The organism is Myxococcales bacterium (assembly GCA_016706225.1).
GTDB lineage: Bacteria > Myxococcota_A > Polyangia > Polyangiales > Polyangiaceae > JADJKB01.
Genome location: JADJKB010000008.1, coordinates 577,548 through 588,806 on the forward strand (window position 1 = coordinate 577,548; position 11,259 = coordinate 588,806).

Genomic DNA, 11,259 nt, shown 5'->3' on the forward strand with positions numbered 1-11,259 from the left:
CCTCAGGGTGGCAGCTCGACGAGGTTGTCGCACGCAGCAGGGACGATCGCGCCGTTTAGGGCCTTGCGGTAGCAGGTGGTGCCCCAGCGCGGGGTCACCGCACCGAGCTCGAAGGCCTCGATCGTGAAGGTGTAGTTGGCTCCTGGCTCGAGGCCGAGGAACTCGATTGAAGCGTCACAAGCAGCGCCTGCGGCCGGTTCGTTGCTGCCGTCGCGCTTGACCGTGAACAGGGAGACGTCGCCGCCGCCCTCGCCACAGCTGAGGGCGCCCAGGGCGTCGCCGAGGCCCACCCGGACCCCGGTGGGGGTCTCGGGAGAGGTCGAGGTCAAGGGAGCGCAGCCGCGCACGAACCGCGTCAGGTACCAGGCAGCCGTCACCGGGCCTTCGGCCACCGAACCGTCGAGCGTCCGGCCGCAGGTCGTTGTCCAGCGCGGAGGCACGTACTGTCCGCTCGAATCGACGAGGTGACGACTGCCCGCGCCGACGGCGCGCAGATCTTCGCGGTCGTAGACCTCCACCTCGGCGTCGTACCGGTGGCCGGGGATCACGAACGAAAAGGCGGTCGGGGTCTCACAGCCCACGGGGGCGAAGCTCCCATCCGACTGGCGCACGACGCTGGAGGGCAGCGCGAACGGAGTCTGGGGCTCCGCCGCCGTTCCCAGATCGAACAGCGTCACGACGTAGCGCCGCATGGCGCCGGGGGCGGCCGTGCAGGGCACGTCACCCATGAAGTCCGCGGGTGCGACTCCCACCAGCGTGGGGGTCGTGGGGCCGGTGCCACCCCCCGCCACGGTGCAGCTCGCGAGAAATGCCATCGACGCCGCGAGCGCGAGGGTCGGACGGCACAGCTTCATGGCGGCGCGTTCTAGCGGACCTCTCCGGGCGCAGCCAGCCCGTTTCATTGTTTCGGCAAGAACACGCGCTTTTCGCTCGGTGGCGCAAACCCAACCAGCTGCTCGTCCTGCAGCAAGAAACGCGAACCTCCGCCGGCGATTTGGATCTCCGGCTCGGGGAAATCACTCGGCTGACAGCGGCGGGACATCACCATCGAGGGGCGCTCGACCTCGAGCGCGGGCTGGCCGTTGCGGCGCCCGAAGCGCACGCGGACCCTCACCTTGCCGCGCGCGCGACACTGGAACACGGCGCCGTTCTTCAGCTCGAAATGCTCCTTCAGCTCGAGCTTCTCCTCGGCGCTGTTCTGGCCCTCGAAGAGCGTGAGGGTGCTGCGCTGCTTCAGGTCGAAGACGGCGATCTTGCTGCGGGCGCCGCTCGCCCCGTGCTCTTCTTCGAGCGCCTGCCACACGCTCGCGATCGACAGCACCTCTCGCTCCGCCGAGAGTTTCTCGAGCGGGGCCTCGGCGTTGCCATCGCGTCCGCCGCACGCGGCGAGCCCGAGAATGAACGCTCCGAGCGCCGCGTTACTCCACCGTGGCATCCGAGGCGTCCGTGCCGGCGTCGAGCTCGGCGTCGGGTGTGGCGTCGGGCAGCTCGACGGGTTTGTACAAGAACTCACACTCCTCGGCACCTTCGGGCTCCTTGACGATGTCGCAGCTCGTCGTGTGATAGGTCTTCTGCGAGGGCAGGGATAGCGTTGGGTCGGCGGCACACTCGGCGAGCGTCGTGTAGCCCGCCTTGGCGCAGGCTCCCGCCGCCCGAATGGTCGCGACACACTCCTTGACGAGCGGTGCGCCGGGTCGCTCTCCCGCCGCCAGACCGTGCAGGCACTGGTCGCGGTAGAAGCGCTTACACTGGTCCACGTCGTCGACCAGGCCGCAGAATTTCCCGGCCTCGCAGCGGGCGGTCTCGATGTCGCGGCACTCCTCGAGCCCGACGGCGTCGGTGCCGCAGCCAGACGCATGCACCACGAGGAACGCAGTGATCGCGGAGGTGACACCGGCCGCTAGGGCGCGCAGCAACATCATTGCTCGTGGCGCTATCACGCATCTTCGACCCGAGGCGAGTTTCTGGGCGGAGTTGGCCCGCCGGCCCGGACGGCGGCAAGGTCCGCGGTGATGGCGCCCCGTGCGATGGTGCTCTGTGCCGGTCTCGGCACTCGGCTCAGGCCGCTGACCCTCGAGCTGCCCAAGCCCTTGGTGCCGGTGGGCGACCGCCCGCTGCTCGCTCACATCGCGTCGCGGCTGAGCGCCGCAGGATTCGCTGAGCTGGTCATCAACACCCACCATCTGCCGGAGAGTTTCTCCAGGCTCGAGCAGGACTTGGGACTCAAAGCTCAGGTCGTGCACGAGCCGCGGATCATGGGCACGGCCGGGGGGGTGTACGGCGCGCGGGCCCTGTTCGGGCGCCCGCCGATCGTGCTCTGGAACGGCGACATCTGGGTGGAGCCGGACCTGCCAGGCCTGTGTGCGAGAGCCGAGTCCGGAGGACTCGTGCTCGGGGTGGTGCCGCGGCCGCGGGGTCAGGGGACCGTCGGGCTGACAGCAGCGGGTGATGTCGCGCGACTCCGCGGCGAGGTGTTCGGCGAGGAGATCTCGGGGGCCGACTACGTGGGGTGGCCGCTCTCGGCGCTCGCTGCCTCGACAGCCTGCCCCGAGAGGGCTGTTTGATCGGGGACTGGGCCCTGCCGGAGCTCCGGCGGGGCGGAGTGATTTCCACCCTCGCTTTGGCCGGTGAGTTCAATGACGCGGGGGAGCCGACGAGCTACCTCGAGCTCAACCTCAGCTGGCTGCGACGTCAGGGGGCCGGAGCGTTCGTTGCCGAGAGCGCCGAGGTGACCGGGTCGGTTCGAGTGTACGAGAGTGTGATCGGTGCGGGCGCTCGGGTCAGCGGCGAGGGGCTGCTACGACGCGTCGTCGTCTGGCCGGGGGCTCGGGCTGTGGCACCGCTCGAAGACGCCATCGTCACGCGGGGGCACGTGGTGAGGCTCTCTCACTCGGCATAGAGCTCGAGGGTTCGGGCGGGGCTGAGATCGGTGTGATTGCCCCCGACCAGGCCGACGTGACCGGTTGGAAGCAGCAACGCCGTCGCGGAGGAGCGGCTCTCCCGAAGCTCGAGCTCGGTCGCCTTGCCGTCGGCAAAACGGAAGGCTCGGGTGACCGCCGCGGTCGATGCACCGACCACGAGGGCCGCCTTGTCGCCCAGGGAAAACGTGCGTGCGCCGGTGACTTCGACGCTGTCCCCCGCGGGCTTCGGATCGCAGCCTTGAGCGCAACCGAGGGCGAGCTCGACGCTGGCGGCCGGCGCGCCGGCGACACTCCCGCCCAATCGAAGCACGCTGCTGCTGTCGAGCACCACGAGGGCCGCTCCGCGGGTCTCGTCTGGGGCTTGAGGGAGTGGGGTGAAGGCCTTTGCGCCCTCGGGCAGGAGCTCGGCGCCGGCGCTGGTTGCGTCCCCGCCGCCGACGACCAGGAGCCCGCGGCCGGACACCCACACCGCGGCGGCGCCTTGGCGCGGGCTGGACAACGCCACGTGGGACAGCACCCCGTCGGCGCCGACCACGAGCACACTCGAGCTCGGTGCGCTCTCGCGGGTCCCGCCGACGATGTACGCGGCGCCCTCGGGGCTCTCGAGCGTCTGCCCACCGGCCACGTCTGCGAAGCTCCCGAGGCCGTCCGGCTCGGCCAGATTTCCCGAGCCGCCGGACACCGGGTCGAACCAGAGTGCCCACCCATCACCCACGGCAAGGGTCAACGTGCTGTCCAGTACGGCCAGCGAGCGCGGGGTGCAGCTCGCCGCGCCGCAATCTAGCGCGGGCGGCGATTCGATCGGCAACCAGGCCGCAAAATCGTAGCCCGAGAGCTCGAGCCCCGCCGCGCTGCCCGTGGCCGAGAGCAAGTAACGAGAGGCGACGACGGTAGCGACCGGTGCGGGGCCGAGATCGAGCGGGAGCTCACCCGGCGGTCGGCCGAACTCCCCCGCGCGCGCGACGAAGAGGGGCAGCGTGCCACCGGCGAAACCGCTGGGATCGATCAAGAGTGAGTGGCCAACCACACGGGTCAGGTCGGCCTCGTCGACCCCGCGGACCGTGAAGCGGCCCGCCTCCCCGAGTCCCATCGAAAACGACTGGACGGCCCCGTCTCGCGCGTCGAGCTCGATGACCGTGCCGCTCGACTTCTCTTTTTCCACCAGGGTGCGGGTTGGCACCGGGCTGACCGAGAAGGGATCGGGCTCGTGCCCGCTCACGAGCCGCATCCGCCCGGCTTCGATCAGCTCTTCGCTGCAGCCGAGCGCCAGCAGGGCGAACAGGGGAGTGAGGCGCAGCACGGCGGACACCTACCTCGAATCGCGGACCGGGGCTCGGCAAATGGTTGTAGAACCCGCTGTGTGCTGGTCGCCGTGGTCGTCCCCATCTTGCCGGACCCGCTGGCCATTGCCCGGCGGCTCGCACAAAGACCGGGCCTGTCGCTCTTGCTCGGTCCGCCGGGGGAACGCTCGTACGTCGCCGTGGAGCCGGTCGCGACCTCGAGCTCGTTCGATCCGGAGCCGGCCCTCCCGGTCCGGCCGAGCGCGCTAGATCTGTCGCGGGCCCCTCGCTGGTTCGGTCTCTTGCCCTACGAAGCCTGCCGCAACCTCGAGCGTCGTAGTCCGCGCGAGCTTCGGCCCCCGCCCCACCTGAGCGCGCCGCGCTGGCAGCGTCATTCGGAGGTGATCGAGGTGGGGGATCGCGTGCGCGTGATCGGTGAGGATCGCGCGCGGGTCGAGCGACTCGCCCGGGAGCTGACCGGCGCCGCACCCGAGCTGCCGGCGACGCAGCTGGCCGAGCTCGGTCCCGCGGAGCCCGACTCGGTGCACTGTGATCGAGTCCGCGCCGCGCTCCAGCACATCGCGAGAGGTGACGTGTATGTCGTCAACATCGCGCGCAGATTCCGCTTCGCGACGCAGGGGCACGTGGTCGCGTTGCTGGAGCGACTGGGACAGCGAGCGCGTGCGCCCTTCGCCGCCGCTTTCGCCTGGGATGGCCTCGGCGTGGTCAGCCAATCGCCCGAGCTCTTCCTCCAGACCCACCCGGACGGCCGGGTCGAGACCTGGCCCATCAAGGGCACGCGGCCGCGTGGTTCGGACGCGCGGGCGGACCGTGCGCTGGCCGAGGCGCTTGCCCAGGATCCAAAGGAGCTCGCGGAGCTCGCGATGGTGGTCGACGTCGAACGCAACGACCTCGGGCGCATCGCGCGCATCGGCAGTGTCCGGGTGATCGACGCGGGCACCGTCGTCACTCATCGAAGTGTCCACCATCGGGTCGCGCGCCTGAGCGCATGGCTCCGCCCCGGCACGACGCGCGGGGAGCTGCTCGCAGCCATGTTGCCGAGCGGCTCCGTCACGGGCGCCCCGAAGATCCGTGCCATGGAGGTGATCGCCGAGCTCGAGGCCGACCGTCGCGGTCTCTACACGGGCGCGCTCGGCGCGCTGAGGCACGACGGCACGCTGACGCTGTCGATGGCGATCCGTACCCTCAGCGTCGTGAACGGCGAGGGGCACTACTTCGCCGGCGGCGGCATCGTCGCCGATAGCAATGAGGCCCGTGAAGCCGAAGAAACCCGCTGGAAAGCCGCCGGCCTGCTCGGCGACTGACGCGGCGTGTCCCCGCAAGATGGCGGCCAACGAGGGCGCAGGTGGACCCGCATGCCCCGGAAATAGCGCAGAAAATTGGGCACTTTCAGCTCCGCTCCCGTACGTCTCCGAGGGTCCCGGAGGAACGATGACCATGGAGTCGGTGAACGTGCGGAACCTCGAGCAGATCCAGGAGGAAGATCCGAAACGACGCTCGTCGCGCCTCGCAGTGATGTTGCTGTCTTCGATCGGCGGCGCAGCCATCGTGATGGCGGGCGTGATGGCGGCGAAGCGCACCGGGCCGCCGGCCACGTCGGGCGACGACCCGCTCTCGTCGCTGGTGGCGCAGGCCAAGTCGTCGGCCAGTGTGCCCGCCGACAAGCTCGACGGAACTCAGGTGACCTTCCCGGACATCCTCAGTGATCAGGGCAACGCCACGACGGCCCTGGCTGCGGTCAAGGACGAGCGCGGAAACCTGCTCCGGCAATCGGAGGAGCTCGTCCTGCCGCCCGGGGCGCCCACTGCGCCGCCGCCGGCCTCGGACCGGCTGCCCGTCGTGCCGCTGCCGGCAGGCTCACTGCTCTCGCGGACCAACGTCACCGCGCAGCCCAAAGATCAGCTGACCCAGTTCGCGGCTAGCGCGAGCAACGTCGACAACTCGGCGACCGCAGCTCCGCCCGGCGCCGAGGGCGGGTACCAGATCCAGGTGGCGAGCTTCCGCATCGCTGGCGAGGCCGATGCCTTCGCGTTGGATCTGCAGAAGCGGGGTCACCGGGCCTACCGGCAGGCGGCGTACGTCGCCGACCGTGGGCTGTGGCACCGGGTGCGCATCGGCCCCTTCAAGACCAAGTTCGAAGCCATCAAGTATCGCGAGAAATTCGAGAAGACCGAGCGGGTCTCGCCGTTCGTGGTCGACCCCGCGAAGGTCAAGCTCGCGGAGGACATTCGCGCGCAGAAGATGGCCATTCGCGCCAAGAAGAAGGGCTCGGGGCGCGTCGTCACCGGCGGTGGCGACTGAACGAAAGAGCGCCGCGCGCGCGGCTTGACGTTCCGCCCCGCATCTGGTCTCTGACCGCATGTCAAAGCTCGTGCGTTTCGGGGTCGCGATGGAGCAAGAGCTGCTCGAGGAGTTCGACGCTGTCGTTGCGGAGAAGGGTTACGCCAACCGCTCCGAGGCGCTGCGCGATCTGGTGCGTCGTGAGCTCGACCAGGCGGCCTGGCGCTCCGGCAAACCGGCGGTAGCGACCATCACGCTGATCTACGATCACCACGTTCGCGAGCTCACCGAGCGGCTCACCGAGATCCAGCACGACTACGGCGAGCACATCGTGTCGGCGCTGCACGTGCACCTCGACCACGACCACTGCCTGGAGGTGATCGCGGCGCGCGGCCCGGCACGCGCGCTGAAGGAGCTGTCGGATCGCCTGACCAACACCAAGGGTGTGACCAGCGGGAGTGTGGTGGCCGCCGCGCTGCCGCGCACGCGTGCCAAACATCGACACCACGCCTGAGCGGCGGCGCTACTTGCCGCCCTTCTTGCGCTCGATCTGCTGCCGCGCGGCCTGCTGCACTGCGCCGGGGATGTTCTTGCTCTTGGCCAGGTCGCGCAGATCGTTGTCGCGCAGGAGCGGGATGATGCGCGCGGAGAAGGAGAACGGGCAGCGCGGGTTGCGGGTCAGGTTCAGCTTCACCTGATAGTTCCGGGTGAACTCGCGGTTCTTGGCGATTTCCCGCAGGACTTCCTCGCCGACGTTGCGGCTCGCGCTGATCAGGACGGCTTCGCTCTCGCGCATGGCGGGGCTCTTGACCGCCGCGACGGACACGAGTCGGTTGGTGTCGCGGACCAGGAGCAGACGCTCCGCCGCGGTCCCGACCTGGGCGCGACGGATCTTCTGTGACGCCGTCATCATGGCGATCTGCGCGTACAGCGGCAGGAACTTGTCCTTCAGCTGCTCCTCGCCTTCGTCGTCGACGGAGTGAGTGTCGTCGTCGTCGCTCTCGATGTCGTGGGCCTTCGCCAGGTTGTCGGTGTCGGCGAAGAGCAGGTCATCCGGGCTCGCCTCGCCGCTGGGCTCGGCGATCAGCTCGTTGGCGATGGCGGCGGCGGCTTCCTTGAAGGCCGCGAGGTTCAGCTCCAAGCCGTTGCGCACGGCGAGCTCGAGCAAGCGGTCGGCGGTCGACATGCGGACGCGCTTGTTCATGTACAAGCGCTCGATCACGTTCGGGAACGCCAGCAGCTTCTCTTCGTTGGTGGCGATCAGCTCGCCGATGCGTTCGTCGGCGCGGTCGGCCAAGATCTCGAGAGCGGCGCCGCCGAGCTGTGGCATGCGCAAGAGGCGCTCGACCACCTCGGCGTTCGAGGCGTAGGCATCCGCCAGGTGTTCGAGCACGGGCGGCTGCAGGTCCGCTCCGAGCGCGCCTTGCAGCATGGCGTCGGGCAGCTTCCGCAGCGTCTCGTGAGCGGTTTCCGCGACCTTGGCGTCGGCCGAGGTCGTCAGTGCCGCGAGCACGGTCACGACGTCGCCGGGCTTGAGGCCGGGGATGATGCCCCGGGCGGCCATCATCTGGGCGGCCGCGGGGGCGGTGCCGCCGAGGATCTTCTGGGCGGGGCCCGGGAGTGCGGTCAGGTCGAGGCCAAGCATGTCGAGGCTCCGGAGCCTAACGCCGGGGGCCCCGGTCACCAAGCCGCACGGCGATTGCAGGGGGGGCGTTGCCGGCCGCCGACGCCATGGCTATGTTCCGCCGGTCGCACCAACGCGGAAGTTTATCCGGCGTTGGCGACCGAGAGGAGCTCACATGGGAATCATGGACTTCGTCAAAGGCGGCGTGCGCGAGATGATGATCGCTCGCCCCGACGATAAAAAAGAGCTGGTTGTCTACAAACACCCGGATCAGAACATCCCGTTCTGGAGCCAGCTCACCGTCGACTCCGACGAAGTGTGTCTGTTCTTCAAGGACGGTCAGTACGTGGGTGGGCTCGGACCTGGGCGCCACACCCTGCAGACCCAGAACATTCCGTTCCTGAACAACATCATCAACAAGTTCACCGGCGGCGACGTCTTCATCGCCGAGGTGTTCTTCGTCACCTCGAAGGCGCTCTTCAATCAGGGCTTCGGTGGACCCATCGGTTCGATGCGTGATCCCGAGCTCGACATCCGCGTGAACCCGCGCGCCTTCGGCACGTATTCGTACAAGGTCGCCGATCCGGTGAAGTTCGTGCTGGAGTTCATCGGTCAGACCGGCACTGCCGACCCCGATCGCGCGATGCAGTGGGTGCGTGATCAGCTGATGATGGGGCTGAAGACGACGCTCACGCGGCTGATCAAGGCCGGCGACATGACCATGATGGATCTGGGCACCGCAGGGCCCGACGTCGCGCGTGCCATCGTTCAGGACTGCCCCGATCTGGTGAAGATCGGCGTGCAAGTGCTCGAGATTGCCAAGCTGAACATCAACCTCTCCGAGGAAGATCAGGCGCGCATCGACGAGTTCCAGGACCAGATCGTTCAAGCCAAGATCGACGCTCGCAAAGCCAAGATCGGTGTGAGCCAAGCCGAAGCGCAGGCTCAGCAGCGTCAGTACGAGCTCGATCAAGATTTCGCGAACCGCGCGCGCTACGTGAACCAGCTCGACATGGGTCGCTACCAGCAATACGCCGGCGCCGAAGCCATGATGGGCTTGGGTCAGGGCATGGCGCAGGGCGGCGAAGGGGCCGGCGGGGCAGGGGCCATGGCCGGCATGCAGGCCGGCATGGGGCTTGGCGCGGGCATGATGTACGCCCAGCGCATGCCGCAGCCCGGATATCCGCCCCAGCAGGGTTATCCACCCCAGCAGGGTTATCCGCCCCAGCAGGGTTATCCGCCCCAGCAGGGTTATCCGCCCCAGCAGGGTTACCCGCCCCAGGGTGCTCCTCCGGGCTATGGCCCGCCTCCGGGTTATCCTCCGCAGGGCGCGCCGCCTCCGGGCTACGGCCCGCCGCCCGCGGGTTACGGGCCACCGCCCGTTGCGGGGGCTCCACCCGTTGCGGGGGCTCCGCCCGCCGCCGCCGCTGGCCCGACCTGCGTCAAGTGCGGCGCAGCCAACGCGGCGAACGCGAAATTCTGCGCCGAGTGCGGCACCAACATCGCTGGCGGCTGATCTCCGGCAGACTCAACGGCAGATTCGCGGTACGCTCGATGACAGCGTGCCGATCGCGTCGACCGTGCTTTTCGGGAGCGGCGCGGGCGGGGGATCCCCGCCCGACGCCGAGCCGGCGTCCGTGCGCGGGCGGATCTGCCGCAGCTGCGGGCAGCAGTTCTCCGGCTCCGAAGCCCAGTTCTGCCCGTTCGATGGCGAGCTGCTGGAGGATTCACGCTGGGATCGGAGCAACGACCCGCTGATCGGCACGGTGGTCGATCAGCGCTACGAGGTGCAGGCGGTCCTCGGTGAGGGCGGTATGGGCACCGTCTATCGAGTCAAGCACAAGGCGCTCGAGCGGCCCCTCGCGATGAAGGCGCTGCGGAGTGATCTGTCCAAAGACGCTGACCTCCCCGCTCGCTTCATCCTGGAGGCCAAGGCCGCCGCGGCCGTCGAGCACCCGAACGTGGTGCAGATCACCGACTTCGGGACACTCCCCACCGGGCAGCCGTATTTCGTGATGGAGCTCTTGGAAGGGGATGCCCTCAGCCTGCTGATCCGCGAGCTCGTGCGGCTGCCGCAGTCGCGGGCCGTGGCCGTCGCCATTCATGTCGCGGAGGCGCTCGCTGCTGCCCACACCGCAGGCGTGGTGCATCGGGATCTGAAACCCGACAACGTCAACGTCCGCCGAGTCGGACATCACGATGTCGTGAAGGTGCTCGACTTCGGTCTGGCGAAGATCGCGGGGACCAGCCGCCTGACACGCGCGGGCATGGTGTTCGGCACGCCGCACTACATGAGCCCGGAGCAGGCCGCCGGTGAGCCGAGCGATCACCGGGTGGACATCTACGCGCTCGGAGTGATGCTGTTCGAGATGCTCACGGGCCGCGTGCCCTTCGAAGCAGAGACGTTCACCGGCGTGTTGGCGATGCACATGTACATGGAGCCGCCTTCACCCAGTGCCATCGTCGGCGTGCCTCTTGGCGGCGTGGAGGACGTGGTGCTGCGCTGCTTGGCAAAGAAGCCCGCGGAGCGCTACGCGACCATGGGTGATCTGCTCGCGGATCTCGACCGCGTGAGCGCACAGCTGAGTGTGCCGCCCGAACCCAGCTCGCGACGACGGCTGGAGGAATCCGGCGAGCTGTCGATGTCGCTCGAGCGGCCCCGGGTGCGGCGCGGGTTTCCGTTGCCCTGGGTGGCGGCCGGGGTGCTGGTGGTCGTTGGTTTGGCAGTCGCGGGGTTCCTCGCGGTGCGCCCCTCCGATCCCGGCCCCTCGTCTGCGGTCGCTCAGGTGCCCTCCGGTACCGCGCGGGAGCAGGAGCGAGAGGTGAGCTCGGGTGCAAGCCCCGCCGCCTCGACCGCGCCATCCGCGCCGGCCAACCCGCCGGATTCGGCGGCCGCCGCGGCCGAGCCGGCGCCGGCGAGCGCGGACACGGCGCCGAAACGTCCGGTCATCGGGGCGCAAAAGGCGTCGTCGGCGCCCCCGTTGAAGCGGACTCCGAAGGCGGGCGCAGGGGAAATCATCGATCCCTGGGGACGCTGACCGGCCCGGCGGCGGGCAGGCGCGTCGTCCCGCCTGGCGCGGGCCGCCCTGGCTCGCTATAAGCGGGAGTGCGCTCGAAACGAGGGCGGAGCTAG

The 11,259-nt window shown here is 69.1% G+C and carries 12 protein-coding genes; 7 read left to right on the top strand and 5 right to left on the bottom strand.

Features of this window, described 5'->3' with window-relative positions:
* Window positions 1-2: 2 nt before the first annotated feature.
* The 3 genes from IPI67_16590 to IPI67_16600 are packed head-to-tail and all read right to left on the bottom strand — an operon-like array spanning window position 3 to window position 1,922.
* On the bottom strand, window positions 3-854 hold the full coding sequence (locus IPI67_16590) for a hypothetical protein (GenBank protein MBK7581812.1): 852 nt from the start codon (window positions 852-854) through the stop codon (window positions 3-5).
* A gap of 44 nt (window positions 855-898) precedes the next feature.
* Window positions 899-1,435 carry a hypothetical protein gene (locus tag IPI67_16595; GenBank protein ID MBK7581813.1) on the bottom strand — a complete coding sequence of 179 codons (537 nt, stop codon included), beginning with the start codon at window positions 1,433-1,435 and terminating at the stop codon, window positions 899-901.
* Window positions 1,419-1,922 carry a hypothetical protein gene (locus tag IPI67_16600; protein MBK7581814.1) on the bottom strand — a complete coding sequence of 168 codons (504 nt, stop codon included), beginning with the start codon at window positions 1,920-1,922 and terminating at the stop codon, window positions 1,419-1,421. Before IPI67_16600 ends, IPI67_16595 begins: the two co-directional genes overlap by 17 nt.
* Before the next feature lie 90 nt (window positions 1,923-2,012).
* Here IPI67_16600 and IPI67_16605 point away from each other — a divergent pair, with 90 nt between their 5' ends.
* Both IPI67_16605 and IPI67_16610 read left to right on the top strand, forming a co-directional pair.
* Window positions 2,013-2,564, top strand: a complete 552-nt coding sequence (locus tag IPI67_16605) for an NTP transferase domain-containing protein (protein MBK7581815.1) — start codon at window positions 2,013-2,015, stop codon at window positions 2,562-2,564.
* The gene (locus IPI67_16610) at window positions 2,561-2,899 is read left to right on the top strand and encodes a hypothetical protein (protein MBK7581816.1); all 339 of its coding nucleotides are present in this window, start codon (window positions 2,561-2,563) and stop codon (window positions 2,897-2,899) included. The genes IPI67_16605 and IPI67_16610 overlap by 4 nt, the downstream gene beginning before the upstream one ends.
* Here IPI67_16610 and IPI67_16615 read toward each other — a convergent pair.
* Window positions 2,887-4,221 (bottom strand): hypothetical protein, encoded by a 1,335-nt coding sequence (locus tag IPI67_16615; GenBank protein ID MBK7581817.1) that lies wholly within the window; start codon window positions 4,219-4,221, stop codon window positions 2,887-2,889. The genes IPI67_16610 and IPI67_16615 overlap by 13 nt on opposite strands.
* Window positions 4,222-4,281: 60 nt before the next feature.
* Here IPI67_16615 and IPI67_16620 point away from each other — a divergent pair, with 60 nt between their 5' ends.
* From IPI67_16620 to nikR, 3 genes are all read left to right on the top strand, one after another.
* Window positions 4,282-5,526 (top strand): anthranilate synthase component I family protein, encoded by a 1,245-nt coding sequence (locus IPI67_16620; GenBank protein MBK7581818.1) that lies wholly within the window; start codon window positions 4,282-4,284, stop codon window positions 5,524-5,526.
* Between the two features lie 127 nt (window positions 5,527-5,653).
* Window positions 5,654-6,523: an SPOR domain-containing protein gene (locus tag IPI67_16625; GenBank protein MBK7581819.1), complete on the top strand. Its 870-nt coding sequence runs from the start codon at window positions 5,654-5,656 to the stop codon at window positions 6,521-6,523.
* A gap of 58 nt (window positions 6,524-6,581) precedes the next feature.
* Window positions 6,582-7,016 (top strand): nickel-responsive transcriptional regulator NikR, encoded by a 435-nt coding sequence (gene nikR / locus IPI67_16630; protein MBK7581820.1) that lies wholly within the window; start codon window positions 6,582-6,584, stop codon window positions 7,014-7,016.
* A gap of 9 nt (window positions 7,017-7,025) precedes the next feature.
* Here nikR and IPI67_16635 read toward each other — a convergent pair whose 3' ends face one another.
* Window positions 7,026-8,147, bottom strand: a complete 1,122-nt coding sequence (locus IPI67_16635; protein MBK7581821.1) for a hypothetical protein — start codon at window positions 8,145-8,147, stop codon at window positions 7,026-7,028.
* A 154-nt stretch (window positions 8,148-8,301) separates the two neighbouring features.
* On the opposite strand from IPI67_16635, the gene IPI67_16640 reads away from it, so the two are divergent.
* Together IPI67_16640 and IPI67_16645 are read left to right on the top strand one after the other, a co-directional pair.
* Window positions 8,302-9,642: an SPFH domain-containing protein gene (locus tag IPI67_16640; protein ID MBK7581822.1), complete on the top strand. Its 1,341-nt coding sequence runs from the start codon at window positions 8,302-8,304 to the stop codon at window positions 9,640-9,642.
* A gap of 46 nt (window positions 9,643-9,688) precedes the next feature.
* Window positions 9,689-11,164, top strand: coding sequence for a serine/threonine protein kinase (locus IPI67_16645; protein ID MBK7581823.1), 1,476 nt, complete (start codon window positions 9,689-9,691; stop codon window positions 11,162-11,164).
* Window positions 11,165-11,259 lie beyond the last annotated feature (95 nt).

Excerpts from the sequence above, each read along its gene's own strand:
- IPI67_16590 (MBK7581812.1), bottom strand. The coding sequence starts at position 854 with ATGAAGCTGTGCCGTCCGACCCTCGCGCTCGCGGCGTCGATGGCATTT.
- IPI67_16595 (MBK7581813.1), bottom strand. The coding sequence starts at position 1,435 with ATGCCACGGTGGAGTAACGCGGCGCTCGGAGCGTTCATTCTCGGGCTC.
- IPI67_16600 (MBK7581814.1), bottom strand. The coding sequence starts at position 1,922 with ATGATGTTGCTGCGCGCCCTAGCGGCCGGTGTCACCTCCGCGATCACT.
- IPI67_16605 (MBK7581815.1), top strand. The coding sequence starts at position 2,013 with ATGGCGCCCCGTGCGATGGTGCTCTGTGCCGGTCTCGGCACTCGGCTC.
- IPI67_16625 (MBK7581819.1), top strand. The coding sequence starts at position 5,654 with ATGACCATGGAGTCGGTGAACGTGCGGAACCTCGAGCAGATCCAGGAG.
- nikR (MBK7581820.1), top strand. The coding sequence starts at position 6,582 with ATGTCAAAGCTCGTGCGTTTCGGGGTCGCGATGGAGCAAGAGCTGCTC.
- IPI67_16635 (MBK7581821.1), bottom strand. The coding sequence starts at position 8,147 with ATGCTTGGCCTCGACCTGACCGCACTCCCGGGCCCCGCCCAGAAGATC.
- IPI67_16640 (MBK7581822.1), top strand. The coding sequence starts at position 8,302 with ATGGGAATCATGGACTTCGTCAAAGGCGGCGTGCGCGAGATGATGATC.